This is a genomic window from Pseudomonas alcaligenes, assembly GCF_014490745.1.
Lineage (GTDB): Bacteria > Pseudomonadota > Gammaproteobacteria > Pseudomonadales > Pseudomonadaceae > Aquipseudomonas > Aquipseudomonas alcaligenes_C.
The window spans coordinates 214,563-239,036 of the sequence record NZ_LZEU01000001.1 but is presented as its reverse complement, the minus strand read 5'-3'; the positions used below and the strand labels follow the sequence as shown (position 1 = coordinate 239,036).

The window sequence follows — 24,474 nt, the reverse complement described above, 5'->3', positions numbered from 1 at the left end:
GTTGCCCTGCCAAAGCCTGTTTGCACGCTTTGCGGGCCCACTTTGTGTAGGGTGCGCTGCGCGCACCAAAGGCCTCAGCGAGCGCGGCGGTGCGCATGGCGCACCCTACGGGAGAGCGGCAGCCGGCCCCTACCGCTCAGAACAGCTGGGCCTGACTGCCCGGCCTCAGCACCCCTTCCAGCTCCAGCAGCGCCTGCTTGCGCGCCAGGCCACCGGCATAGCCGGTGAGGCTGCCGTCGGTGCCGATGATGCGGTGGCAGGGCACGATGATGGAGATCGGGTTGAGCGCATTGGCCCGGCCGATGGCGCGGGCCGAGGTCTTGTGCGGCAACAGGCGCTCACCCAGCTGGGCATAGGTCAGGGTGACGCCGTAAGGCACCTCGCGCAGATGGCGCCAGGCCAGGTGCTGGTAGGCGCTGCCGCGCGGCGCCAGGGGCAGATCGAAGACCCGGCGCTGGCCGGCGAAGTACTCACCGATCTGCCGCGCGACCGGGGCCACCGCCGCCGTGTCGCGCTGCCAGGCATAGCCGTGCCAGATGGTCAGCGGCTGGTCTTCCGGCGGGAAGTCCAGACGCAGCAGGGCGCCCTGCTCGTCCACCAGGGCCAACAGGCTACCCAGCGGCGTGTCGAACAGATCGCCGAAGGCCGGCTCGACGGAGGATGGCGACATGCGGGGTTCCTGCAAATGATGGCGGCCGGAACATGCTAGCACCAGGGCCAGACGTAGGGCGGGTGCAACCCGCGAGCACGGCTACGCGGGTTTCACCCACCCTACACAGCAGCGGGATTTACAGCAGTCCTTCGGCCTGCAGCGCCTGCTGCACCGCCGGGCGGGCGCGCCATTGCTCGCGCAGGCGGGCGATGGCCTGCAGCTCGGCGAACGGGCCGCCAATGCGCAGCAGCCAGGTGGTGAAGATGCCGAGGTAGGCATCGGCCAGGGTGAAGCGCTCGCCCACCAGCCACTGGCGCTCCTGCAGGTGCCGCTCGATATGCTGGAAGGCCTGCAGCAGCTGCACCTGGGCCTGGGCGCGAATGCCCGGATGGGCGGCTGCGTCGGCCGAGTAGCGTTCCGGGCGGTTGAGCGGGCGGAACGAGGCGGCGTGCACTTCCGCCGCCAGGTAGCCGAGCCAGCTCTGGATCTGCGCACGCTCGGCGCTGCCGGCCGGGGCGAACAGCGGCGTGCCCGGCACCTGGTCGGCCAGGTACGGCAGGATCGCGCTGTTCTCGGTGATCAGGGTGCCATCGTCCAGCTGCAGGGCCGGCACGCGGCCCAGCGGGTTGATCGCGTGGATCGGCGAGTCCGGGGTGCGCAGGGCGACCTTCTCGATCTGGATCGGCAGACCCAGCTCAAGAACGGCGATATGCGAAGCCAGCGAGCAGGCGCCGGGGGAAATGAACAGCGTGGTCATCGGGAACTCCTTGTACTGAATAAAAAAGGGGCCGCCCCCCCTGCCTGGAAAGAGCGGCCCCACGAACCGTTGCGGTCTGGAGGAACCCGATGCCGCCAGTCTAGAGACGGTATGTGACAGGTTCGCGTCCGAGCCAAATCCGTTCTCAGCGAGCGGTAATCACCGCCAGCTTGGTGATGCCGGCTTTCTCGATAGCGGCCATGGCCTTGGCCACCTGGCCGTAGTCGACCTGGTCGTCGGCCTGCAGCTGCACCTTGAGTTCGGCGTCCTTGGCCTTGGCCTGCTCCAGATTGCTCTGCAGCAGCTCGGGCTGGATTTCGTCCTTGTTGATGAACAGCTTGCCTTCGCCGTCGATGCTCACCACCAGCGGGTCTTTCTGATCCGGTGGGGCCACGGCTTCGGTCTTCGGCAGGTTGATCGGGATCGAGTTGGTCAGCAGCGGCGCGGTGACGATGAACACCACCAGCAGCACCAGCATCACGTCGACCAGCGGGGTGACGTTGATCTCGGAGAGAACCTCGTCGCTGTCCTGGGTTGAAAAGGCCATGTCAGGACGCCTCCTTCACCGGTTGGTTGCCGCCCACGCTGCGCTTGCCGGCAGGATGGACGATGACCTTGAACGCGCTCTTCTGCGCCAGGCTGTAGAAGTCGTGGGCGAAGTCGTCGAGGTCGGCGGCGGTGAGCTTGAGGCGCCGCAGGAAGTAGTTGTAAACCAGCACCGCCGGCACGGCGACGGCGATACCCACGCCGGTGGCGACCAGCGCGGCGCCGATCGGCCCGGCCACGGTTTCCAGGCTGGCGTTGCCGGCCAGGCTGATGCCCTTGAGCGCTTCCATGATGCCCCAGACGGTGCCGAACAGACCGATAAAGGGCGATGTACTACCAATACTGGCGACTACTGCCAGGCCGCTTTCCAGGGAGCGACGCTCACGCTGGATCTGCTGGCGCAAGGCACGTTCGAGGCGATCCTGGTGGTTGATCGCCTGGCTCAGGTCGCCCGGCTGCTGGCCGTCGTGCACCTGGATCGCGGCGAAGCCGGCCTGGGCCACATGGGCCACCGCACCGGTGTGCTGCTGGCCCAGTTCGGCGGCGGAGTCCAGGCTGGTGGCGCTCCAGAACAGCTTGAGGAACTTGCGATCCTGGAAGCGCTGGCGGGCGAACTGGATGCCCTTGATCAGGGCCAGGCCCCAGGTCAGGACGGAGAAGCCGATCAGCAGCCAGATGACGCTGTGCTCGACCGATTGCAGGGGGGAGTCCACTAACAGATTCATGATGCGTTCCTCGTAAAACGTATTTCAGTCGATTCGGTTCAATTCAGTGCAAACGGCCAGTCAGTTCAAACGAAAGTCCAGCGGCACCGTCACCCAGCCTTCCTGGGCCACGTCGCCACGCTTGGCCGGGACGAAGCTCCAGCGTTTGACGGCGCGTACCGCCGCTTCGTCGAGGGCGTCACGGCCACTGCTCTTCTGGATCTGGATATCGCTCGGCTTGCCGTTGGCCAGCACATGCACCCGCAGCAGCACCGTGCCCTCCCAGCCGCGGCGCTGGGCCAGCGACGGGTATTCCGGCGCCGGGTTCTTCAGGTACGCGGCGTTGGCCGACGGCGGTGTTTCCTTGACCGGCGCCGGCGTTGGCGGAGCGACCGGAGCTGGTGGCGGTGGCGTTTCCTGCTTCGGCTGCGGCGCTTGCTCGACCGGTTTGGGCAGCGGTTTCGGCTTGGGCGGCTGCGGCTTGGGCTTCGGCACCGGCTTGGGCGGTGGCGGCTTCACGGCCAGCTCCTCGACCACCGGTGGCGGCGGTTCGACCACTTGTGGCGGAGGCGGCGGGGCGGCGAATTCGATGGTCATCGGCGGGATTTCCACCGGCACTTCCGGCAGCACCGGCTCGGGCCGGCTGGCCAGCCAATGCAGCACCGCGCCGTGCAGGGTCAGGGCGAACAGGCCGAGCAGTACGGCCTCGCGCCGGCCCAGCACCGGCTTGCCAGGTTTGGGCAAGTGGCGCTGCAGGCCCAGGGCCTGGCGTAGCGAGACACCCAGATCGAGCACTTCGCCGGGGCTGCGCGCGTCGCGCCAGAGCACGTCGGCGGCGAGATCGGCTTTGTGGACATTGCCCATCGGCAAGACTCCTGAAAATCGCTTCTGCATTCGGTGCCGATCCGCGAAACGCCCATGGCAGAGCGGCTCGGCCTTGGTGCAGATGATTAGCGAGGCGTCTTATCTCATAAAGTAATCTTTAATTAGTTGTTAATTTCTTTATGGAATATATAAATCGTAAATAACTGATTTAAAAAGATTTTTATCTTTCAATGCCTTTGAGGCATGGGAAAATTGCCTGCAAGGCATGGAAAGCGCCTGGCTTCGGCCAGCCAGGTGCAAACCACCCAGCGCCGCTCTGGATTCCCGCCTGCGCGGGAATGACGAGGTAAGGATGAGCCGTGGCGTCATTCACCGGCTCCGCCATTCCCGCGCAAGCTGGACAGCGGCTCTATCGCTGAACAGCGCTAGCGTTGGCCCGCAGGGGAATAACCCAGGAAACATGCGAGCACAGCACCTATGTGGTCGCTCATCTATGCGTTGTAGTCGCCTGCTCCTTGGATTCCCGCCTGCGCAGGACTGACGGTTCTCTGCAGGACTTCCCCTCTGCCTCGTCATCCCCGCGCAGGCGGGGATCCAGTGGGGGACACGCCGATACAACACCTAGCTGGGACATAGCGTAAAAAAACGGCGCACCCGGGATGGGTGCGCCGCGAGGTAGGCAAGCGTTGCAGATTGGTCAGAACGGCCGGCTGCCGGCCAGGCTGATGCGCTTCATGCGCCGCCGCTGGGTGGCCGGGAAGGCATTGCGCGCATGCAGGGTGGCCTGGTCGTCCCAGTACACGATGTCGCCCACTTCCCACTTGTGGGTATAGGAGAAGCGCGGGTTGTGCAGGTGCTCGCGCAGGCGGGCGATCAGCGCCGCGCCCTGCTCCGGGTCGTAGCCAGGAATCTCCACCTCGGTGTGCACGCTGAGGTAGAGCAGGCGCTTGCCGGTTTCCGGATGGGTGCGCACCAGCGGGTGCTCGGTGCCCTGGATCGGCTCGATGTCCGGCGTGCGGTAGGTGACGAAGCCGCCGCCATAGCCGCCGTTCTTGATGCGCACGAAGGGGTTGTAGTTGATCAGCTTGAGCTCATCGATCTCGCGCTGGGTAGCTTCGTCCAGAGCCCGGTAGGCCAGGGCCAGGTTGGTCCAGCTGGTCTCGCCGCCCTGCTCTGGTACTTCCAGGGCATACAGCAGCGAGCCGGCCGAAGGGGTCGGCGTCCACTGGTGGTCGGTGTGTGCCGGTAGGGCGAAGTTGCCCAGTTCGCCGTCGCCGGTGTTGGCCACCTTGACGATATCCGGCGCCTTGCCGTCGTCGCCGGAGGACAGCACGGCGAAGTCCGGGTGCGGCTGGAACACCGAGCCGAACCAGGAGGCGAAGCGCAGGAACTGCGCATCGTCCAGCTGCTGGTTCTTGAAGATCAGGATCTGGTACTCGCGGTGAGCCTGCTTGAGGGCGAGGATCTGCTCGGCCGTGGGATCCTGGCGGCCATCCAGGCCATGCACCTCGGCACCCAGCGGGGCGTTCAGAGGCACGATGCGCAGGCCGTCCGTGACCTGTTCCTGACGCAATGCGCTGACGTTGTTGCTCATGACAGTCTCCCGGTTCAGCCCTTGCGGGTGGTCTGGCTGCGGCGGCCGTCGAGGGCCACCGGTACATCGCCGGCCAGGGTCACGCGGCGCACGATGCGATCCTGCTGGCCGTAGTCGTCGACGGCGTAGTGCTGGGTGGCGCGGTTGTCCCAGATCGCCACGTCGCCTTCCTGCCAGCGCCAGCGCACGGTGTTCTCCAGGCGGGTCACGTGGCCCTGGAGGATGTCGAACAGGCGCTGCGAGTCGCCCTGCGACAGGCCCTTGATGCGCTTGACGAAGTGGCCGAGCAGCAGGCTGCGCTGGCCGCTCACCGGGTGCACGCGCACCAGCGGGTGCTCGGTCTCGTAGACAGTGGAGGCGAACACCTTGCGGTACTCCTCCAGACGTGCCGGGTCGACGCTGGGCTTGATCGCGGCGTAGTCGTACTCGTTGCTGTGCACCGCCCAGAGCTTGTCGGCCAGCTCGCGCAGGCTGTCCGGCAGATCCTGGTAGGCGCTTTCGGTGTTGGCCCAGACGGTGTCGCCACCGGCCTTGGCGGCCACCACCGAGCGCAGGATCGAGGCCTTGGGATAGGAGTCGACGAAGGTCACGTCGGTGTGCCAGGAATTGGCCCGGTGGCCCTGGGCGCCGTCCAGCTCGAGCAGGTAATGGGTGCCTGCGCGCACCGGCACGGTGGGGTGGGCGATGGGTTCGCCGAGCAGCTTGGCGAAAGCTTCCTGGGCCTGGTCGTCGAGCTGGTGCTGGCCGCGGAAGAACAGCACCTTGTGCTCCACCAGGGCGGCCTGGATGGCCTCGACCGTGGCCGCGTCCAGACTGCCGGACAGGCTGATGCCTCGGATTTCCGCGCCGATGCGTCCGGCAACCGGGTGGATGTCGAGCTGTACTGCGGGTTCGATAGCGATGGCTGCGTTACTCATGTCATTTCTCCTTGCTTGAGATTTGCGTGACGGCACGTCAGAAGTCGTAACGCAGGGATACACCTGCAGTGCGCGGCTGGCCCACGGAGGCGGTGTAGGCGCCGTTGATGTAGGCGAAGGCACTCAGGTAGTAGTCGGTGTCGGTGGCGTTCTTGACCCACACGGAGGTATCCAGCTGGCCGTCGCCGAGGTCGGTGCGCACACCGGCGGCCAGGTTGACCAGGCCGTAGCCGTCGATCTTCGACAGGTCGGAGTTGTCCAGCGTGCCTTCGGCTTCGGAGCGGTAGGAGTAGCCGGCGTTGATGTAGGGCTTGATGCCGTTGTCGATCTGCCAGGCGTACTCGCCGTTGAGGTTGCCGATCCATTTCGAGGCGCCGACCACCCGCTCGCCGGTCAGGTCGCAGGTGGCGGTCGGGGTGACCGTGCTGACCTCGCCGGGGCACGGCGCGTTCTCGAAGCTGAGGTAGGTGACGTCGTTGTACGAGCCGTTGACGTTGAGGGTCAGGCCGCGAATCGGCAGGGCCGTTGCTTCGAACTCGACGCCGCGTGAACGCACGCTGCCGGCGTTGGCCAGTACCGACACCGGGGTCGGCGAGCTGGCAGTGGTGGTCAGGGTGGTGGCCTGGTAGCCGTGGATGCCGGTCCAGAAGATGTTGGCGTTGAACAGCAGGCGGTTGTTCAGCAGGGTGCTCTTGAAGCCCAGTTCGGCATCGTTGGCACGCTCCGGGCCGACCAGCAGCGAGTCGGCGCCCAGGGTCGGGGCACTGGCCACGGCCAGGTTGACCCCGCCGGACTTCTCGCCATGGGACAGCGAGGCGTAGCCGAGTAGGTCGTCGGTGAACTTGTAGCTGAGGCTGAGCAGGCCGGACGGTGCAGCGTTGTGCAGGTTGAGGTCGCCGGAGTCGTAGGCGCCGAGCTGGCGGTTACGAATTGCCTGCAGCGCCGGCGGCAGGGCGGCGCCACCTTCGGGCGCGAAGCGCTCGACCTTGGCTTGCTTCTCCTCGTAGGTGCCGCGTACCCCGGCGGTGAAGTCGAGCTTGTCGGTCAGGTGCCAGGTGCCCTGGCCGAACAGCGCGAAGCTGTCGGTCTCGACCTTGCCGTTGGCCTTGCTGTAGACGTTGTTGAAGATCCCCGGGTTGGCACCGGTGAGGAACAGGTCGGCTTTCGGGCCGTAGTCGGTGAAGGTCTTGTTGCCCAGGTTCTGGTTGAAGATATAGCTGCCCAGTACGTAGTCGAAGGCGCCGCCGGTGGGCGAGGCCAGCCGGATTTCCTGGGAGAACTGGCGGTCGTGGACTTCCACCCCGGTGTTGTTGATCGCCGCGACATTCAGGGTTTCATCGTTGGCCGGGGTGAAGTGCCAGTAGCGGTAAGCGCTGATCGAGGTCAGGGTGTAACCGCCGTTGAGGTTCCAGTTGGCCTCCACCGAGCTGCCGCCCTGGTGCACGCTGACGTGCTGGCGGCCGTTGATGTTGACCTTGTGGTCGTCCGGGTCGCGATGCGGCGCGGCACCGGCCAGCGCGGCGCGATCCCAGTAACGCTGCGGCGCGCCGTACAGCACCATGGTGCCGTTGCTGGAGTCTTCGGCGTTGTAGTCGTTGATCCAGCGCAGGTTGAAGTCGTCGTTCGGTTCGAACAGCAGCTGGCCACGCACGCCTTCGCGCTCGCCACCGTTGAGGTCATCGCCGTTGTAGGTGTTGTCGATGAAGCCATCGTCGCGAGTGCGGTAGGCCGACAGGCGCCCGGCCAGGGTCTCGGTGAGGCCACCGGAGACGGTGCCCTTGCCCTGGAAGTAACCACGCTCGCCACCGGACACCTCGATGCTGCGCTCGGGGGTGAAGGTCGGTTTGCGCGTGCTGATGTTGAGCACGCCGGCGGTGGTGTTCTTGCCGAACAGGGTGCCCTGCGGGCCGCGCAGCAGCTCCAGCTGTTCGATGTCCAGCAGGTCGAACACAGCCATGCCCGGGCGGCCCAGGTAGACGTTGTCCAGGTACACCCCGGCGCTGCCTTCCAGTCCGTCGCTGGCCGGGTTGTTGCCGATGCCGCGCACCGCGATGCTCGACTGGCGGGCGTGGATGAAGGCGACGTTGACGCTCGGCAGCACCTGCTGCAGATCCTGCACCTTGTACACCTTCTGCTGTTCCAGGGTGGCGCCGCTCAGGGTGGTGATCGGCGTCGGCACGTCCTGCACGTCTTCCTCGCGACGCCGCGCGGTGACAGTGACCTTGTCCAGCGCCACCGCCTCTTCAGCACTCGGCGTTTCAGCTTCCGCGGCCCAGGCATGACCCGGTGCGGCCAGGCCACCGAGGGCCAGCAGCAGGGTCAGGGCATATTCCGGGGTATTCAGGCGTTGCAGAGCCAGAGGTCTGGCGATACGCGGCGTTCGGCTATGAGGCATGTGTGGTGTTCCTGTTCTGGGGGCCCGGCCCGAAAACCGGGCGATAACGAGCCGCAGCGCGCGCCCGGCGCACTGGTGAAATTCGCTAGTGGAAAGTGGCGAGCGCGCCGCAGGCGGCTCAGCGCGCGGTCAGCGACAGCGGCGCATGGACTCACGCAGAACGGGTGATGCAGCTGGCTGTTTCATCGGGCTCCCCCCTGATTGCTGGCCATATCAATATTCCTTTTTGATCTATTTATATTGATTTACTTAGATTGACGGAATAAGAGCCTGCATTTAAAACCAGCACCCAGGACGGCACAAATGCCTTCTACCTATATTTTCAATGCCGGGAACGCATCATGGATCTGCGCCAACTCCGCTACTTTCTCGCCCTCCACGAGCACCGCAGTTTCGTCCGCGCAGCCGATGCCATGGGCATTACCCAGCCGGCCTTCAGCCGCAGCATCCAGGGCCTCGAGCATGAACTGGGCTGTGTCCTGGTGGATCGCGCGAGCAAGGATCTGCGTCCCACGCCGGAAGGCCAGGTGGTGCTGCAGCACGCCCTGACCCTGGTACGCGGCGCCAGCAACCTGGCCCACGAGATCAACCAGATGACCAAGCTGGATGCCGGCGAGCTGCGCTTCGGCTGCGGCCCGGCGCTGGCCGCCAAGCTGGTGCCCGAGGCCCTACTGCAGTTCATGCAGCGCTACCCGCGCATCCGCGCACGCTTCGAGGTGAACAACTGGGAGAGCCTGAGCCGCAGTCTGGGGCGCGACGAGATCGAGTTCTTCATCGCCGACATCCGCCACTTCGAGGCCGACCCCAGCGTGCAGACCCAGGCGCTGCGCCCGCGCCCCGGCCTGTTCTTCTGCCGCCCCGGGCATCCGCTGCTGGCCAAGGAGAGCCTGTCGACCAACGACCTGTTCGACTACCCGCTGGCCGCCACGCGTATTCCCATGGGCGTGCGCAAGCTGCTGGCCAATCTCAGCGGCAAGACCAGCTTCGACCCGCAGCTGGAGTGCGAGCACTTCGCCCTGCTGGAAGAGCTGGTACGGCGTAGCGACGCCATCGGCATCGCCACTCGCGAGGCCATCGATGAACCGCTGCGCCGTGGCGAACTGGTGCAGCTGTACCTGCGCAACCTGCCGACCAACCTGGACAGCCTCAGCGCACGCTGCGGCATCGTCACCCGCACCGGCTTTCGCCTGTCGCCGGCGGCGCGGGCGATGATCGAGCTACTGGTGCAGCTCGATCGCGACCAGGCCGAGGCGGTGGCGGCCTGAAACGCCAGCGCCCGGACAAATGTCCGGGCGCTGGGTTGACCTACGACCGCACTCAGGCCAGATCGGCACCCTGCAGGCGGTTGTCCGGCTGCTCGCGGCGCTCGGCGCGCATGGCGAAGAACACCAGCACCACCAGCACACCGGCGAGAATCGCCGAGGAGCCCACGGTGCCGAAATCCAGCCCGCCTTTCTCGTGGGTCTTGGTCAGCACATCGCCGAGGGTCGCGCCGAACGGGCGGGTCAGCACGAAGGCGATCCAGAACAACGCCACGCTGGAGATGCGGGTGAACTGCTTGGCCAGCGCCACCACGGCGATCAGGCTGCCGATCAGCAGCGCGCCGCCGGCGAAGCCGAGGCCGGAGTCGTCCGCCAGGTAGTCGCCCAGGGCCGTGCCCAGGGTGTTGGAAACCAGGATCGCGCCCCAGTAGAACAGCTCGCCACGGCGGCTGACGATGTTGTCCACCGCCAGCGACTTCTCGCTCAGGCGCCACAGCCCGAGCACGCACAGCAGCAGGGTGACGAGGATCGCCGAGCCACTGGCATAGCCCAGGCCCAGGGTGCGATCCATGAAGTCGGACATGGTGGTACCGGCCGTGCTGGTGGCGAGGATCACCGTCCAGTACAGCGCCGGCAGGTAGCGACGGCTCATCAGCTGGCCGCTGAGGGCGACCAGGAACAGGCCGATGAGGATCAGCGAACTGACGGCATAGCCGACGTCGAGGGTCATCGACAGCAGATCGCCGGCGGTTTCGCCGAGGGTGGTGGCACAGATTTTCATCACCCAGAAGGCCAGGGTGATTTGCGGCAATTTATTCATCCGGTAGCTCCCGTAGTCGGAACGTGCATGGCGTCCGGCGCAGGAGGCAGCCGGCCCGCGCACCTTAGGCGGGCTCGTGTGAAAAACAGGTTAAAAAATGTTCAACGAAGCATTGCCTGGCCGGCGTCTGCGCGGGCATAAAAAAACCGCGGCCTGGGCCGCGGTCTGCGTTCCTTCGCGTCCACTCCCCCCTTAACGCTGGGCCTGTACCTCGGCGGCCTGGGCCTGCAGGGCGGCATCGAGGAATTGCGGCTGGCTCCAGGTGCTCACCTGGAAGCCCTTGCGGATCAGGCGCTGCTCGGCAGCCAGGTCGACGCTTGCCTGCAGCCTGGCGAGGAAGGCCGGATCCAGCCGCGGATCGAAGATGGCACTGAAGCTGGCGTTATCCAGATCGCTCTGGATCAGCACCTGCGGGTAGCTGGCCAGGCCGGAGACCAGCTCCACGTAGGCCTGCTTGTTGGCCTCGTTGCGCAGCCACTGCACGGCCTTCTGCTGGGCCTTGAGCAGCCGCGCGGTGATGTCCGGGTGCTGGTCGACGAAGGCGCCGGTACCGAGCAGCACCGCCTGCACACTGCCCACGCCCTTGAGGTCGTCGGTGTTCAGCGGCAGCTCGGCCAGACCACGCTGCTGCAGGGCGATCAGGTTGCCGGCGCCCCAGGTGGCGTCGATCTGCTTGGCGGCGAGAGCGGCGCTGGCGGCGTTGAAGTCCAGGTTGATCACCTGCAGGTCGCGTTCCTTGAGGCCCTGGCTGGCCAGGGCGGCAGCGAAGGACAACTGGTTGGCGGTGCCGCGGAAGATCGCCACGCGCTTGCCCTTGAGGTCGGCCAGGGTCTTGATCGCCGAGCCCGGCACCACGCCCAGGTACAGCCGCACGTTGCGCGCCGAGGCGCTGAGCACACGGGTATCCAGGCCATTGGCCTTGCCGATGATGGCCGCCAGGTCGCCAAGGTAGGCGAAGTCGACCTGGCCGTTGGCCAACGCCTCGTTGATCACCGGGCCGGCGCCCTTGAAGAAAGTCCACTGCACCTTGATGCCGTCGGCGGCGAATTCCTGCTCGAAGATCTGCTGGCTGCGCAGCACATCCACCACCCCGCCGCCGCTGTGCTGACTACCGGCGCTGAGGTCGGGCACGGCGATGCGAATGGTCTGTGGCTGCTCCGCCGCCTGGGCGGACGGCAGGTAGGCCAGCAGGCCGAGCAGCGCCGGCGTGGCGAGCAGCGCAAAGACAGTCATGCCGGCGGACTTCACCTTGTTGGCCACCTCGGGCGGTGGCAGGTAAGCCAGCAAGCCGATCAGCGCCGGTGTGGCGAACAACACGACGAAGGAATCGAACAGGCTTTTCATGGCACGGGGCTCCTTGATGCAGGGCTGGATGCTCGCGGCATCCCTTGGCGCTGCACTTAGGCATGTCCGAGATATAAGAAATAAATAATAAAAAATTATTTTTTAGTAACCAAAACACCTAAATCAGTCGGCACGCGGCCGCCAGGCCAGATGCAGCAAAGGCATAAAAAATATTCGGCAAAGGCATTGGCCGAGCTCTCGCCGAGCTCCTTTAAATGGCCTCTCTTATCGCTCAAAAGAATTGATGAGAGTTTTTATATGCCTTTTACACCATCTGCTTATAGCGATTCACAAGGGGGCCACTGACATGAGCCACAGCCCCGCCCTTGCCCTGCCCTATTCCCTGCCCGCCTGGCACTGGCGGCGCGGAGCCGGCCATCTGCTGCCCTGGCTGCTGCCGCTTACCCTGCTACTGCTCTGGCAGGGCGCCAGTCACTACCAGTGGATGAGCGAACAGGTACTGCCGGCACCGGCGCTGGTCTGGCAGACCCTGCTGGAGCTGGGCCGCGGCGAGCTCTGGCAGCACCTGGCGATCAGCCTGCAGCGCCTGGCCTGGGGCCTGCTCGGCGGGGTCGCCAGCGGCGTGCTGCTGGGCAGCCTGCTGGGGGCCAGCCCGCGCGCCGAACGCCTGGTCTACCCGAGCTTCGCCGCTCTCACGCAGATTCCCACCCTGGCCTGGATCCCGCTGTTCATGCTGCTGTTCGGCATCGGCGAGGCGCTCAAGCTGGTGGTGCTGATCAAGGCCATCATAGTGCCGGTGACCATCCATACCCTGGTCGGCGTGCGCGACGCCCAGCCGCGCCTGCGCGAGGCCGCCGCCGTGCTGCGCCTGCCGCTGCACCTGCGCCTGTGGCGGCTGACCATCCCCGCCGCGCTGCCCTCATTCATGGCCGGCCTGCGCCTGGCCCTGGCCACTGGCTGGGCCTCGCTGCTGGCGGTGGAACTGCTGGCCTCCAGCGAAGGCCTCGGCTACCTGATGGTCTGGGGTCGCCAGCTGTTCATGCTCGACATAGTGTTCGTCTGCATCCTGATCATCGGCCTGTTCGGCGTGGTACTGGATCGCGGCATCCAGTGGCTCGACGGCCGCCTGCTGTACTGGCCGCACCCGCCGGCCGCCGAATTCCGCCGCGTACCTTCCGGGCGCGGCTGGCAGCGCCTGCAGGCCTGGTACCTGCCACTGGCACTGACTGCCCTGTGGCAACTGACCTGCAGTGCCGACTGGGTCGACGCACAGATCCTCGTCAGTCCGCTGGCGGTGCTGCAGGCCACCTGGCAGGGCCTGGCCGACGGCAGTCTGGCCAAAGGCCTGCTGCTCAGCCTGGGCCGCGCCGTCGCCGGCCTGCTGCTGGGCGGCAGCCTGGGCCTGCTGCTCGGCGTGCTGCTCGGCCTGTGGCGCCCGGCCGAACGGCTGCTCGGCCCGACCCTGTCGGCGCTGCGTCAGGTCGCCATCTTCGCCTGGGTGCCGCTGCTCACTGCCTGGTTCGGCCTGGGTGAACTGGCCAAGCTGGTGTTCGTCGGCCTGGCCACCTTCTTTCCGCTGCTGATCGCCAGCCAGCGCGGCATCGCCGCCCTCTCGCCACAACTCGACGAGGCCGCCCGCGTGCTGCGCCTCGACCGCCGCCAGCGCCTGCTGCGCCTGGTGCTGCCGGGCATCGCCCCGGCGCTATTCGCCGGCCTGCGCCTGGCGCTGATCTTCGCCTGGCTGGGCACCATCGGCGCCGAGTACTTCATGCCCTCGGACGGCGGCATCGCCAGCCTGATGATCGGCGCACAGCAACTGTTTCGCATGGATCAGGTGATGGCCGGGATGCTGCTGATCGGCATCACCGGCGCCCTGCTCAACAGCCTCGGACAACTGATCGAAGCGCGCGCCACGCGCTGGAGAACCGCATGAACAGCCTGACCCTGCATGACCCCCGCATCCTCCTTGGCCTGCCGCCGGCGCCGCCGCTCGTGCGTTTCAGCGCAGTGAGCAAGCACTTCGCCGAGCTGGAGGCGATCCGCGAATTCAGCCTGGATATCCGCGAGGGCGAGTCCATCGCCATCCTCGGCTCCAGCGGCTGCGGCAAGTCGACCCTGCTGCGTCTGCTGGTCGGCCTGGATCGCCAGTTCGACGGCCGCATCGAGGTCGCCGGCAAGGCCATCGCCGGTATCGGCAGCGAGCGCGGCATCGTGTTCCAGGAGCACCGCCTGTTCCCCTGGCTGACCGTGGAGCAGAACATCAACCTCGGCCTGGTCAACGAAGACCTGACCCAGGCCGAACGCTTCCGCCGGGTCGAGGAATTCATCCAGCTGGTCGGCCTGGATGGCTTCCAGCGGGCCTACCCGCACCAGCTCTCCGGCGGCATGGCCCAACGCGTGGCCATCGCCCGCGGCCTGGTGGCCAGCCCACGCATCCTGCTGCTCGACGAACCCTTCGGCGCCCTCGACGCGCTGACCCGCCAGCAGATGCAGGACGAGCTGCTGGCCATCCGCAAGCGCGCCGGCATCACCAGCCTGCTGGTCACCCACGATGTCGAGGAGGCGATCTTCCTCGCCGACCGCGTGGTGGTGATGGCACCGCGCCCGGGGCGGATCAAGCGCATCGTCGAGGTCGACCTGCCACACCCGCGCAACCGCAGCAGCTACGACTTCCACCAGCTGCGCGAGGACCTGTTGTTCGAGCTGACCGGCGACGGCGACTACCGCGCCCCGCCGCCGCGGGTCGAAGACCTGCCGCTGGCCTCCATCGCCTACTGACTTTTCCGCCCGCCGGCCCTGCCGGCGAACCACCCTAGTTTCGTGAGACTCGCATGAGCAAGCGTCCCAACTTCCTGCTGATCGTCGCCGACGACCTCGGCTTCTCCGATCTCGGCGCCTTCGGTGGCGAGATCGCCACGCCCAACCTCGACGCCCTGGCCCTCAACGGCCTGCGCCTGACCGACTTCCACGTGGCGCCGACCTGCTCGCCGACCCGCTCGATGCTGCTCACCGGCACTGACCACCATATCGCCGGCATCGGCGCCATGGCCGAGGCCATCGCCCCCGAGCAGATCGGCCAACCCGGCTACGAGGGCTACCTCAACGAGCGCGTGGTGGCCCTGCCCGAGCTGCTGCGCGAGGCCGGTTACCAGACGCTGATGGCCGGCAAGTGGCACCTGGGCCTCAAGCCCGAGCTGGCGCCCCATGCGCGCGGTTTCGAGCGCTCCTTCTCGCTGCTGCCCGGCGCCGCCAACCACTACGGCTTCGAGCCGCCCTACGACGAGAACACCCCAGGCGTGCTGAAGTCGACGCCGGCGCTGTACATCGAGGACGACCAGTTCGTCGACCAGTTGCCCGAGGGTTTCTATTCCTCCGACGCCTTCGGCGACAAGCTGATCCAGTACCTCAAGGAGCGCGACCAGAGCCGGCCGTTCTTCGCCTACCTGCCGTTCTCCGCGCCGCACTGGCCGCTGCAGGCGCCGCAGGAAGTGGTGGCCAAGTACAAGGGCCGCTACGACGCCGGCCCCGAGGCGCTGCGCCAGGAACGCCTGCAACGGCTCAAGCAGCTCGGCCTGGTGGCCGAGGACGTGCAGGCCCACCCGGTGATCGCGCTGCCCCAGGAATGGGACAAGCTGACTCCGGAGAAACGCGCGATCTCGGCGCGCACCATGGAGGTGTACGCGGCCATGGTCGAGCGCATGGACTGGAACATCGGCCGGGTGGTCGACTACCTGCGCCAGCAGGGCCAGCTGGACAACACCTTCGTCCTGTTCATCTCCGACAACGGTGCCGAGGGCGCGCTGCTGGAAGCCTTCCCCAAGTTCGGCCCGAACCTGCAGAGCTTCCTCGATACGCACTACGACAACAGCCTGGACAACATCGGCAACGCCAACTCCTACGTCTGGTACGGCCCGCGCTGGGCGCAGGCAGCTACCGCGCCGTCCAAGCTGTTCAAGGCCTTCACCACCCAGGGCGGCATCCGCGTGCCGGCGCTGATCCGCTACCCGGAATTCGCCCGCCAGGGCGGGCAGATCAGTGGCGCCTTCAGCACGGTGATGGACGTCACCCCGACCATTCTCGACCTGGCCGGCGTACGCCACCCCGGCACCCGCTGGAACGGCCGCGAGGTGGCGGCGCTGCGCGGCAAGTCCTGGCTCGGCTACCTCAGCGGCGAGACCAGCGAAGTGCACGACGAAGACACGGTGACCGGCTGGGAACTGTTCGGCATGCGCGGCGTGCGCAAGGGCCAGTGGAAGGCGGTGTACATCCCCAAACCGCTGGGTCCGGCCAGCTGGCAGCTGTACGACCTGAGCCAGGATCCCGGCGAGACCACCGACCTGGCCAGGAACGAGCCGGAAAAACTGGCTGCGCTGATCGAGCACTGGGACGACTACGCCGAGGAAACCGGTGTGGTGCTGGCCGCCTCGCCGTTCCAGCTGTAATCCTCACCTCGTCATTCCCGCACAGGCGGGAATGACGGTGCTCCTCTTCTCAGTCCAGCACGATGCAGTTCTTGCCCTGCTGCTTGGCGCGGTACATGGCCGCGTCGGCGCGGGCATAGAGGTCGTCGAGGTCGTCACCGGGACGCAGGCTGGTCAGGCCCTGGCTGATGGTCACGCCGAAGCTGGCATCCTCGACGCTGAACTGCAGGCGCTGCACCTCGCGCTGCAGCCGTTCGGCCACCTGCAGCGCCTGCTGCAGGTCGCAGCCGGGGAACACACCGGCGAACTCCTCGCCGCCGATGCGCCCGAACAGGTCATCGCGGCGCAGCACGTAGGCGCCGCAGTGGGCCACGCGCTGCAGCACACGATCGCCGAGCTGGTGGCCGTAGTTGTCGTTGATCTTCTTGAAGTCGTCGATGTCGAGCAGCATGAACGCCAGCGGCCGGCCACTGCTGCACGCCTCGTCGAACAGCGCCGTGGCCTGTTCGAAGAAGTGCCGGCGGTTGTTCACCCCGGTCAGCACGTCGGTGGTGGCCAGGCGGTGCAGCTCGCCCTGCAGCTCCTTCTTCTCGGTGATGTCCTCGGCGATGCCAACCACCAGCGGCGTGCCGCCAGAGCCGCCGCGCGGGCTGACGAAGCACTTGTCGCTGAGCCAGCGGATCTGCCCGTCGCCGCGGATGATGCGGTACTCACGCTGCTCCACCGCCCCCAGATCGATCACCGAGGCCAGGCTCTGCGCGGCGAACTCCATGTCGTCCGGGTAGATGCTGTTGCGCCATTCGTCGTAGCTGGCCATCAGCAGCGCCGCCGAGCGGCCGAACACCGTCTCGTAGGCCGGACTGACGTAGACCACCTGCTGCTGCCCCCAGTCGAACGCCCACAGCACCACGTTGACGCTGCCCAGCAGGTTGCTGACCAGCTGCTCGCGCTCGCGCAGGCGCTCCACCTCGCCACGGCTGTGCAGCAGCGCCAGGGTCAGCTGTTCGATCTCGCTAGGCTCGCGGCTGTCGTCGCCCATGGCCCCAACCTTCTCGGTGAAACTGTCTAGTCCGAGCTTAAGCGGCCAGCAGCGGGCTGGCGATGGGCAGCCATGACCGATGTGACGGATGGCTGAAAAATAACCAAACGGTCAGAAGCCGAGGAACCCTGGCAGCCCGCCGCGGTATCACCGCCGGCCGACGAACATGCTCAGGATCGGCACGCGACACTGGCGCACGGGTCGAAACGTCAATAGCGCCTAGGGACAATGTCTTTTTCGCCGCGCTGGGATACTCTGGCCATCGAGAATTTGCCTTACACAGGAAGCAACAATGGACACCCTGCACAGCATGCGCGTGTTCGTCCGGGTCATCGACAGCGGCAGCTTCACCGCCGCCGCCCAGGCCCTGGATCTGTCCACCGCCCAGGTGTCGCGGCTGGTCTCCGAACTGGAACAGCAGCTCGAAGCCCGCCTGCTGCACCGCACCACCCGGCGCCTGGCGCTGACCGAGGTGGGCGAGCGCTACCTGCAGCGCTGCCGACAGATTCTCGGCGAGGTCGACGAGGCCGCCGCCGAGGCCCGCGGCGCGCATCTCAAGCCCAGCGGCCGCCTGCGCGTGCACTGCATGATCGGCCTCGGCCTGCAACACCTGACCCCACTGATCGCACGTTTCCACGAGCGCTACCCCGAGGTGGTGGTCGAACTGACCCTGTCGCAGCGCGATCCCGACGTGATCGAAGACGGTTACGACGTGGTGATCGCCTTTGCCCGCGAACTGCCCGACTCGCAGATGGTTGCCCAACTGCTCGGCCCCATGTACAGCGTGGTCTGCGCCGCCGCCGACTACCTGCGCCAGCGCGGCGTGCCGCAGACCCCGGCGGATCTGCAGCAGCACAGCTACCTGCGCCTGCTCGACCTGCTCTACCCGGACACCTGGCTGCTCAGCGACGAGAACGGCGACTATGACGCCCTGCCGCAGGAGAGCTTCCAGGTCAATATCGCCGAGTCGCTGATCCGCGTGGCCCAGGCCGGCATGGGCTTCTGCCTGCTGCCGTCGTTCGTCGCCGCGCCGCCGCTACGCGACGGCAGCCTGCTGCGCATCCTCCCGCAGTACCGCCTGCGCGAGCGCAACATCTACGCGGTATACCCGTCGCGGCGCTTCCTCGATGCCAAGATCAAGAGCTGGGTGGAGTTCCTCAAGGCCGAGCTGCCGCCGCTGTTCGCCCAGGACGAAGCGATAGTCGACGACCCGACTCACTGGGCCGACGCCAGCAAATTATTACCCAATAGGTAACGGTAAATCGCCGAAACGGCGGTTTTTCCCCCACGCGCCTCTCCCTACCATGGCTCCCGAGTTCGAAAGAGTCCCGTGGAGGATCAAGATATGCGCGTTAACCTGCTTCTTACTGCCATTTTCGCTGCTTTTCCCCTGTTTTTCTCTCAGCTCAGCCTGGCTGAAACCAGCCAGTCGATGAGCGACTTCCAGGCTGCCCTGCAGGCCCGCCAGCACCAGGCCGCCGAGCAGACCGCCAAAGCCGACGCCGCCGAAGCCAAACAGGCTCAGGCCGGTCAGGACGAAACTGCCCGCGACAGCTGATCACTCTGCTCTCGCCCTTCCCTCCTGACGTCCGACTGCTCCTTTGCTGACGTCTTGTATTGGCCGCTCGCCCCCCCGAACGGCCTTTTTTTGCCCGGCAATCCGCCAAATTCCCCCCACGGCCCCGCGTGCAATGCGCATGGCAATGGCCGGCCGCCATCAAAAATAACCAAAAAGAATATTAAAATTCTTAAATAGTATTTTTAAGAATAAAACTTCTCTCCTTACTATCTGCTCCACGCCCCGCCACCCACCCAATCGCAGGGGCCCCATCCAAGGAGCAGAGTCATGAGCGCAACCCTCAGAAGCGTCGAAGGCCAGGACGAAGCCGGCATCCTGCGTGAAATCCAGGTAGCCCTGCAGAACCTGCGCTTCGGTTCGGTGGAGATCACCGTGCACAACGCCCAGATCGTGCAGATCGAGCGCAAGGAAAAATTCCGCCTGCAGGCCCAGAACAGCAAGCACGCCTGATCGGCGCGCCACGCAAGCCGACTGGACAACCGGAGGAGGTGAACCATGAACCCGAGCACGAAGAAGGCCACGAGCATGCCCACACGCCGCCAACGAATGTGTAGCTGAGCGCAAGGCCCCGACAGCCAACGCACCAACCTGAACAAGACCGAATATTTCTAGGAGCTACACCATGTCCATTCGCAATTTCGCCCTGGCCGCCCTGGCCAGCGCCCTGATCGCCAGCCCGGCCTTCGCTGCCACCGAACTGCTCAACGTGTCCTACGACCCGACCCGCGAGCTGTACCAGGAATACAACGCCGCCTTCAACAAGCACTGGCAGGCCGAAGGCCACGAAGCCATCACCGTCCAGCAATCCCACGGTGGCTCGGGCAAACAGGCTCGCGCCGTGATCGACGGCCTCAAGGCCGACGTGGTGACCCTGGCCCTGGCCGGTGATATCGACGAGCTGAACAAGATCGGCAAGCTGATCCCCGAGGACTGGCAGACCCGCCTGCCGCAGTCCAGCACCCCGTACACCTCGACCATCGTGTTCCTGGTACGCAAGGGCAACCCGAAAGGCATCAAGGACTGGGGCGACCTGACCAAGAAGGGCGTGGAAGTCATCACCCCGAACCCGAAAACCTCCGGCGGTGCGCGCTGGAACTTCCTGGCCGCCTGGGCCTGGGCCAAGCAGACCTACGGTAGCGATGCCAAGGCTCAGGAATACGTGAAAGAGCTGTACCAGCACGTACCGGTACTGGACACCGGCGCCCGCGGCTCGACCATCACCTTCGTCAACAACCAGATCGGCGATGTGCTGCTGGCCTGGGAAAACGAAGCCTTCCTGGCCCTGAAAGAGCAAGGCGGCGACCAGTTCGAAATCGTTGCCCCGAGCCTGTCCATCCTCGCCGAGCCGCCGGTGGCCGTAGTCGACAAGAACGTCGACAAGAAAGGCACCCGCGAAGTGGCCACTGCCTACCTGCAGTACCTGTACAGCGAAGAAGGCCAGCGCATCGCCGCGAAGAACTTCTACCGTCCGCGTGACGCCAAGGTCGCGGCCGAGTACGCCAAGCAGTTCCCGCAGCTGAAGCTGGTCACCATCGACAAGGACTTCAACGGCTGGAAAGAAGCCCAACCGAAGTTCTTCAATGACGGCGGCATCTTCGACAAGATCTACCAGGCGCAGTAAGCGACTGAAAGCAGCCACAGGCCGATACCCTCGACCTGTGGCTTTTTGGTGTGTAGGGCGGAACAATCGCGGGCGAGGAACCTGCTCACGACCTTTTGGACTAGAGCCAGACAAGGAAAAAACCGGCGAGGAAGCGGAGTTTACGAGCTGTAAATGAGCATTCCGAGCCTGTTTTTGACGCGGTATGGCCGACGGACAGAAGATCGTGAACAGGTTCTAACCGCAACACCGGCTCACGCGGGTGTATTCCGCTCTACGGCGCTCCACAACGGAATAAGGGACAGACAATGTCACGCCGCATTTCCCCCGTCATACCCGGCTTCGGGCTGACGCTGGGCTACACCCTGGTGTACCTCAGCCTGTTGGTGCTGATTCCCCTGGGTGCCATGTTCGTCCACGCCGCCCAGCTCAGCTGGGAACAGATCTGGGCCATCGTCAGCGCACCTCGCGTCGTCGCCGCACTCAAACTGAGTTTCTCCACCGCACTCTACGCCGCCATTCTCAATGGGCTGATCGGCACCCTGCTGGCCTGGGTGCTGGTGCGTTACAACTTCCCCGGACGCAAGCTGATCGACGCTATGATCGACCTGCCGTTCGCCCTGCCGACCGCCGTTGCCGGTATTGCCCTCACCGCGCTGTACGCCCCGGCCGGCCTGGTCGGGCAGATCGCCGCCTGGCTCGGCTTCAAGATCGCCTACACCCCGCTGGGTATCACCCTGGCGCTGACCTTCGTCACCCTGCCCTTCGTGGTGCGCACCATCCAGCCGGTACTGGCCGACATCCCGCGCGAAGTCGAAGAGGCCGCCGCCTGCCTGGGTGCCAAGCCCTTCCAGGTGTTCCGCCATATCCTGGTGCCGGCCCTGCTGCCCGCCTGGCTGACCGGCTTCGCCCTGGCCTTCGCCCGCGGCGTCGGCGAGTACGGCTCGGTAATCTTCATCGCCGGCAATATGCCGATGAAGACCGAGATCCTGCCGCTGCTGATCATGGTCAAGCTCGACCAGTACGACTACCACGGCGCCACCACCATCGGCGTGCTGATGCTGGTGGTCTCCTTCATCCTGCTGCTGCTGATCAACCTGCTGCAGCGCCGCATCGAACGCCCGTAAGGAGGCCGCCATGACTTCGACAACCCTGTCGGCCGCCGCCGCGGCCAACGCTGCCCGCCGCGGCAACCGTGCCGGGCGCATCGCCCTGATAGTCACGGCCTGGCTGGCCTTCGCGATCTTCCTGCTGCTGCCGCTGTTGGTGGTGCTGCACGAGGCGCTCAAGCTCGGCCTGGGCACCTTCTTCAGCGCCCTGATCGAGCCGGACGCGCTGTCCGCGCTGAAGCTGACCCTGCTCGCCGTGGGCATCTCGGTGCCGCTCAACCTGGTGTTCGGCGTGGCCGCCGCCTGGTGCGTGAGCAAGTACGAGTTCACCGGCAAGAGCCTGCTGGTGACCCTGATCGACCTGCCGTTCTCGGTCTCGCCGGTGATCGCCGGTCTGATCTACGTGCTGCTGTTCGGCGCCCAGGGCTTCTTCGGCAAGTGGCTGCAGGAGCATGACATCCAGATCATCTTCGCCCTGCCGGGCATCGTCCTGGCGACCGTGTTCGTCACCGTGCCCTTCGTCGCCCGCGAGCTGATCCCGCTGATGCAGGAACAGGGCACCCAGGAAGAGGAAGCCGCGCGCCTGCTTGGCGCCAACGGCTGGCAGATGTTCTGGCACGTGACCCTGCCCAACATCAAATGGGGCCTGATCTACGGCGTGGTGCTGTGCGCCGCGCGGGCCATGGGCGAGTTCGGCGCGGTATCGGTGGTGTCCGGGCATATCCGCGGCTTCACCAACACCCTGCCGCTGCACGTCGAGATTCTCTACAACGAATACAACCACGTCGCCGCGTTCAGCGTGGCCAGCATGCTGCTGGCCCTGGCCCTGATCATCCTGCTGCTCAAGCAGTGGAGCGAAGCGCGTCTGTCCCGTCTGAAATCCGCAGACGACGAGGAGTAAGTTTCATGTCGATCGAAATCCGCAACGTCACCAAGAATTTCGGCGCCTTCCGTGCGCTCAACGACATCAATCTGGACATTAACAGCGGCGAGCTGGTGGCCCTGCTCGGCCCGTCCGGCTGCGGCAAGACCAGCCTGCTGCGCATCATCGCCGGCCTGGAGACTCCGGACACCGGCAATATCGTGTTCCACGGCGAAGACGTGTCGCAGCACGACGTGCGCGATCGCAACGTCGGCTTCGTGTTCCAGCACTACGCGCTGTTCCGTCATATGACAGTGTTCGACAACGTCGCCTTCGGCCTGCGCATGAAGGCCAAGCACGAGCGCCCCAGCGAAGCGGAAATCGCCAAGCAGGTACACGAGTTGCTCGGCATGGTGCAGCTCGACTGGCTGGCCGACCGCTACCCGGAGCAACTCTCCGGCGGCCAGCGCCAGCGCATCGCCCTGGCCCGTGCCCTGGCGGTGAAGCCCAAGGTGCTGCTGCTCGACGAACCTTTCGGCGCCCTCGACGCCAAGGTGCGCAAGGAGCTGCGCCGCTGGCTGGCGCGCCTGCACGAGGAAGTGCATCTGACCAGCGTGTTCGTCACCCACGACCAGGAAGAAGCCATGGAAGTGGCCGACCGCATCGTGGTGATGAACAAGGGCGTGATCGAGCAGATCGGCGCGCCGGGCGAGGTCTACGAGAGCCCGGCCAGCGACTTCGTCTACCACTTCCTCGGCGACTCCAACCGCCTGCATATCGGCGACAACCAGCACCTGCTGTTCCGCCCGCACGAAGTGTCGCTGTCACGCGAGGCGGTAGCCGAGCACCAGAGCGCGGAAGTGCGCGATATCCGCCCGCTCGGCGCGATCACCCGGGTGACTCTCAAGGTCGCCGGCCAGGACGAGCTGATCGAGGCCGAAGTGGTCAAGGATCACGACAGCCTGACCGGCCTGGCACGTGGCGAGACCCTCTACTTCAAGCCCAAGGTCTGGCAGGCCCACAGCGCCCTGTAAGCCGCCCTCGCCCGCTCCTGAAAAGCCCCGGCCCCGTGCCGGGGCTTTGTGTTTATCCGGAGCAGTTGTCGCGATCTGCGGAGAAAAACCGGCGTAGCACATGCTATTGAGCGACAACTATTGATCGCCAACATTGCGACGCAAATCACTCTTTTGGCTCATCCTTTGCTATGACAAGCGCAGTAGGCTGTTGGAACTGCGTGGCACGCTGTCCAGTGTCAAAGATCCCGCGGTTCACAAGAATAATAAGGAGCACCACGGCATGAACCGTAACCCTTTGTTTCGTCTGTTTTTTATCCTCCTGATCGGGCTTTTCTCAAGCCTTTCGGCACATGCTTTCTCGGCCCCCATGACGGCCGCCGAGCAAGTCCAGGTGTATGCCTGCCGAGCCACCAGCAGCCTGCTGTTGCTGCGCGGCGAAGGTTTCCAGGAAGCCCACCTGGCTCGTCTGGAGAAGGACATCGCCAACCTGGAGAGCGCCGCCCAGACGGCCATGAGCAGCAGTTCGGAAATTCCCGGCCTGACCACCAAACTTGTTACCCAGTTACGCCTGGGTGTTTCCTTTGGCCCCAAAGAAGACAACATGCCCTGGCGCTATCCGCAGGAGCTGGCTGATTCGCTGCGTGCCCTGCTCACCGTCACCCGCGCCGTACCCGGTGCCACCGCCGAAGGCGAGCTGCCGGCCAAGGTCGAATACCTCGCCGTGCAGTACCTGAGCCGCTCCTACATCGGTACCTTCGAAATCGCCCGCGAGCAGCCGGACAACTACCTGGGCCAGGACGAGCGCGTGCTGGTGCCGGAGATCGATCAGGAAATGGCCGCCCTGGACGACAAGAACAACCCGGGCAATGCCAAGGTCAAGACCCGCTGGAACTTCCTGCGCGCCGCGCTGATGGACATGAACAGCGGCAGCAATGCCCTGGCCAGCGCCTCCGGCCGCGCCTTCGCGCCGACCACCGTGGATCGCCACGCGCGCTCGCTGACCGATCAGTGGATCTCCATCAACCAGTTGGCCGGCACCCCGTAAGCCCCACCTGCGCAGACATTAGCAGC

The 24,474-nt window shown here is 65.6% G+C and carries 23 protein-coding genes; 12 read left to right on the top strand and 11 right to left on the bottom strand.

The window, feature by feature from the left end; translation table 11 throughout:
- Window positions 1-136: 136 nt before the first annotated feature.
- From A9179_RS01080 to A9179_RS01045, 8 genes are all read right to left on the bottom strand, one after another.
- The gene (locus tag A9179_RS01080) at window positions 137-670 is read right to left on the bottom strand and encodes a methylated-DNA--[protein]-cysteine S-methyltransferase (protein WP_187804018.1); all 534 of its coding nucleotides are present in this window, start codon (window positions 668-670) and stop codon (window positions 137-139) included.
- A 118-nt stretch (window positions 671-788) separates the two neighbouring features.
- A complete protein-coding gene (locus A9179_RS01075; RefSeq protein ID WP_187804017.1) occupies window positions 789-1,409 on the bottom strand; it encodes a glutathione S-transferase N-terminal domain-containing protein in 621 nt (206 codons plus the stop codon).
- Window positions 1,410-1,554: 145 nt separating this feature from the next.
- Window positions 1,555-1,956: an ExbD/TolR family protein gene (locus tag A9179_RS01070; RefSeq protein WP_187804016.1), complete on the bottom strand. Its 402-nt coding sequence runs from the start codon at window positions 1,954-1,956 to the stop codon at window positions 1,555-1,557.
- 1 nt (window position 1,957) lies between these two features.
- Window positions 1,958-2,680, bottom strand: coding sequence for a MotA/TolQ/ExbB proton channel family protein (locus tag A9179_RS01065; RefSeq protein ID WP_187804015.1), 723 nt, complete (start codon window positions 2,678-2,680; stop codon window positions 1,958-1,960).
- A 60-nt stretch (window positions 2,681-2,740) separates the two neighbouring features.
- Window positions 2,741-3,523 carry an energy transducer TonB gene (locus tag A9179_RS01060; protein ID WP_187804014.1) on the bottom strand — a complete coding sequence of 261 codons (783 nt, stop codon included), beginning with the start codon at window positions 3,521-3,523 and terminating at the stop codon, window positions 2,741-2,743.
- A gap of 658 nt (window positions 3,524-4,181) precedes the next feature.
- Window positions 4,182-5,078 (bottom strand): TauD/TfdA dioxygenase family protein, encoded by an 897-nt coding sequence (locus tag A9179_RS01055; protein ID WP_187804013.1) that lies wholly within the window; start codon window positions 5,076-5,078, stop codon window positions 4,182-4,184.
- 14 nt (window positions 5,079-5,092) lie between these two features.
- On the bottom strand, window positions 5,093-5,995 hold the full coding sequence (locus tag A9179_RS01050; RefSeq protein ID WP_187804012.1) for a TauD/TfdA dioxygenase family protein: 903 nt from the start codon (window positions 5,993-5,995) through the stop codon (window positions 5,093-5,095).
- Between the two features lie 37 nt (window positions 5,996-6,032).
- Window positions 6,033-8,390: a TonB-dependent receptor gene (locus tag A9179_RS01045; protein WP_187804011.1), complete on the bottom strand. Its 2,358-nt coding sequence runs from the start codon at window positions 8,388-8,390 to the stop codon at window positions 6,033-6,035.
- 341 nt (window positions 8,391-8,731) lie between these two features.
- Between A9179_RS01045 and A9179_RS01040 the strand changes: the two genes are divergently transcribed.
- Complete coding sequence (locus tag A9179_RS01040; protein WP_187804010.1) at window positions 8,732-9,655, top strand: LysR family transcriptional regulator; 924 nt, start codon at window positions 8,732-8,734, stop codon at window positions 9,653-9,655.
- A gap of 52 nt (window positions 9,656-9,707) precedes the next feature.
- Here the strand turns inward: A9179_RS01040 and A9179_RS01035 are convergent, their stop codons facing one another.
- Together A9179_RS01035 and A9179_RS01030 are read right to left on the bottom strand one after the other, a co-directional pair.
- Complete coding sequence (locus tag A9179_RS01035; protein WP_187804009.1) at window positions 9,708-10,472, bottom strand: COG4705 family protein; 765 nt, start codon at window positions 10,470-10,472, stop codon at window positions 9,708-9,710.
- A 192-nt stretch (window positions 10,473-10,664) separates the two neighbouring features.
- Window positions 10,665-11,705 (bottom strand): ABC transporter substrate-binding protein, encoded by a 1,041-nt coding sequence (locus tag A9179_RS01030; RefSeq protein WP_187808468.1) that lies wholly within the window; start codon window positions 11,703-11,705, stop codon window positions 10,665-10,667.
- Between the two features lie 418 nt (window positions 11,706-12,123).
- On the opposite strand from A9179_RS01030, the gene A9179_RS01025 reads away from it, so the two are divergent.
- The 3 genes from A9179_RS01025 to A9179_RS01015 are packed head-to-tail and all read left to right on the top strand — an operon-like array spanning window position 12,124 to window position 16,219.
- Complete coding sequence (locus A9179_RS01025) at window positions 12,124-13,710, top strand: ABC transporter permease (RefSeq protein ID WP_187804008.1); 1,587 nt, start codon at window positions 12,124-12,126, stop codon at window positions 13,708-13,710.
- Window positions 13,707-14,555, top strand: a complete 849-nt coding sequence (locus A9179_RS01020) for an ABC transporter ATP-binding protein (RefSeq protein WP_187804007.1) — start codon at window positions 13,707-13,709, stop codon at window positions 14,553-14,555. The genes A9179_RS01025 and A9179_RS01020 overlap by 4 nt, the downstream gene beginning before the upstream one ends.
- A 53-nt stretch (window positions 14,556-14,608) precedes the next feature.
- Entirely contained in the window at window positions 14,609-16,219 is a 1,611-nt protein-coding gene (locus A9179_RS01015; protein ID WP_187804006.1) for an arylsulfatase, read from the top strand.
- A gap of 49 nt (window positions 16,220-16,268) precedes the next feature.
- Here A9179_RS01015 and A9179_RS01010 read toward each other — a convergent pair whose 3' ends face one another.
- Window positions 16,269-17,237 (bottom strand): GGDEF domain-containing protein, encoded by a 969-nt coding sequence (locus tag A9179_RS01010; RefSeq protein ID WP_187804005.1) that lies wholly within the window; start codon window positions 17,235-17,237, stop codon window positions 16,269-16,271.
- A gap of 292 nt (window positions 17,238-17,529) precedes the next feature.
- On the opposite strand from A9179_RS01010, the gene A9179_RS01005 reads away from it, so the two are divergent.
- The 8 genes from A9179_RS01005 (at window position 17,530) to A9179_RS00970 (ending at window position 24,448) form a co-directional block, all read left to right on the top strand.
- Complete coding sequence (locus tag A9179_RS01005; protein ID WP_187804004.1) at window positions 17,530-18,492, top strand: LysR family transcriptional regulator; 963 nt, start codon at window positions 17,530-17,532, stop codon at window positions 18,490-18,492.
- 90 nt (window positions 18,493-18,582) lie between these two features.
- Window positions 18,583-18,795, top strand: coding sequence for a hypothetical protein (locus tag A9179_RS01000; RefSeq protein WP_187804003.1), 213 nt, complete (start codon window positions 18,583-18,585; stop codon window positions 18,793-18,795).
- A 288-nt stretch (window positions 18,796-19,083) separates the two neighbouring features.
- A complete protein-coding gene (gene oscA / locus A9179_RS00995) occupies window positions 19,084-19,266 on the top strand; it encodes a sulfur starvation response protein OscA (RefSeq protein WP_187804002.1) in 183 nt (60 codons plus the stop codon).
- A 172-nt stretch (window positions 19,267-19,438) separates the two neighbouring features.
- Entirely contained in the window at window positions 19,439-20,437 is a 999-nt protein-coding gene (locus A9179_RS00990) for a sulfate ABC transporter substrate-binding protein (RefSeq protein ID WP_187804001.1), read from the top strand.
- A 287-nt stretch (window positions 20,438-20,724) separates the two neighbouring features.
- Window positions 20,725-21,543: a sulfate ABC transporter permease subunit CysT gene (gene cysT / locus A9179_RS00985; protein WP_187804000.1), complete on the top strand. Its 819-nt coding sequence runs from the start codon at window positions 20,725-20,727 to the stop codon at window positions 21,541-21,543.
- A gap of 10 nt (window positions 21,544-21,553) precedes the next feature.
- Entirely contained in the window at window positions 21,554-22,426 is an 873-nt protein-coding gene (cysW, locus tag A9179_RS00980) for a sulfate ABC transporter permease subunit CysW (protein WP_187803999.1), read from the top strand.
- Between the two features lie 5 nt (window positions 22,427-22,431).
- Window positions 22,432-23,421, top strand: a complete 990-nt coding sequence (locus A9179_RS00975) for a sulfate/molybdate ABC transporter ATP-binding protein (protein WP_187803998.1) — start codon at window positions 22,432-22,434, stop codon at window positions 23,419-23,421.
- Window positions 23,422-23,683: 262 nt separating this feature from the next.
- A complete protein-coding gene (locus tag A9179_RS00970) occupies window positions 23,684-24,448 on the top strand; it encodes a hypothetical protein (protein ID WP_187803997.1) in 765 nt (254 codons plus the stop codon).
- The last annotated feature ends 26 nt before the right edge of the window (window positions 24,449-24,474 follow it).

Coding starts and splice junctions, on each gene's coding strand:
- A9179_RS01080 (WP_187804018.1), bottom strand. CDS start 670: ATGTCGCCATCCTCCGTCGAGCCGGCCTTCGGCGATCTGTTCGACACG.
- A9179_RS01075 (WP_187804017.1), bottom strand. CDS start 1,409: ATGACCACGCTGTTCATTTCCCCCGGCGCCTGCTCGCTGGCTTCGCAT.
- A9179_RS01070 (WP_187804016.1), bottom strand. CDS start 1,956: ATGGCCTTTTCAACCCAGGACAGCGACGAGGTTCTCTCCGAGATCAAC.
- A9179_RS01065 (WP_187804015.1), bottom strand. CDS start 2,680: ATGAATCTGTTAGTGGACTCCCCCCTGCAATCGGTCGAGCACAGCGTC.
- A9179_RS01060 (WP_187804014.1), bottom strand. CDS start 3,523: ATGGGCAATGTCCACAAAGCCGATCTCGCCGCCGACGTGCTCTGGCGC.
- A9179_RS01055 (WP_187804013.1), bottom strand. CDS start 5,078: ATGAGCAACAACGTCAGCGCATTGCGTCAGGAACAGGTCACGGACGGC.
- A9179_RS01050 (WP_187804012.1), bottom strand. CDS start 5,995: ATGAGTAACGCAGCCATCGCTATCGAACCCGCAGTACAGCTCGACATC.
- A9179_RS01045 (WP_187804011.1), bottom strand. CDS start 8,390: ATGCCTCATAGCCGAACGCCGCGTATCGCCAGACCTCTGGCTCTGCAA.
- A9179_RS01040 (WP_187804010.1), top strand. CDS start 8,732: ATGGATCTGCGCCAACTCCGCTACTTTCTCGCCCTCCACGAGCACCGC.
- A9179_RS01035 (WP_187804009.1), bottom strand. CDS start 10,472: ATGAATAAATTGCCGCAAATCACCCTGGCCTTCTGGGTGATGAAAATC.
- A9179_RS01030 (WP_187808468.1), bottom strand. CDS start 11,705: ATGACTGTCTTTGCGCTGCTCGCCACGCCGGCGCTGCTCGGCCTGCTG.
- A9179_RS01025 (WP_187804008.1), top strand. CDS start 12,124: ATGAGCCACAGCCCCGCCCTTGCCCTGCCCTATTCCCTGCCCGCCTGG.
- A9179_RS01020 (WP_187804007.1), top strand. CDS start 13,707: ATGAACAGCCTGACCCTGCATGACCCCCGCATCCTCCTTGGCCTGCCG.
- A9179_RS01015 (WP_187804006.1), top strand. CDS start 14,609: ATGAGCAAGCGTCCCAACTTCCTGCTGATCGTCGCCGACGACCTCGGC.
- A9179_RS01010 (WP_187804005.1), bottom strand. CDS start 17,237: ATGGGCGACGACAGCCGCGAGCCTAGCGAGATCGAACAGCTGACCCTG.
- A9179_RS01005 (WP_187804004.1), top strand. CDS start 17,530: ATGGACACCCTGCACAGCATGCGCGTGTTCGTCCGGGTCATCGACAGC.
- A9179_RS01000 (WP_187804003.1), top strand. CDS start 18,583: ATGCGCGTTAACCTGCTTCTTACTGCCATTTTCGCTGCTTTTCCCCTG.
- oscA (WP_187804002.1), top strand. CDS start 19,084: ATGAGCGCAACCCTCAGAAGCGTCGAAGGCCAGGACGAAGCCGGCATC.
- A9179_RS00990 (WP_187804001.1), top strand. CDS start 19,439: ATGTCCATTCGCAATTTCGCCCTGGCCGCCCTGGCCAGCGCCCTGATC.
- cysT (WP_187804000.1), top strand. CDS start 20,725: ATGTCACGCCGCATTTCCCCCGTCATACCCGGCTTCGGGCTGACGCTG.
- cysW (WP_187803999.1), top strand. CDS start 21,554: ATGACTTCGACAACCCTGTCGGCCGCCGCCGCGGCCAACGCTGCCCGC.
- A9179_RS00975 (WP_187803998.1), top strand. CDS start 22,432: ATGTCGATCGAAATCCGCAACGTCACCAAGAATTTCGGCGCCTTCCGT.
- A9179_RS00970 (WP_187803997.1), top strand. CDS start 23,684: ATGAACCGTAACCCTTTGTTTCGTCTGTTTTTTATCCTCCTGATCGGG.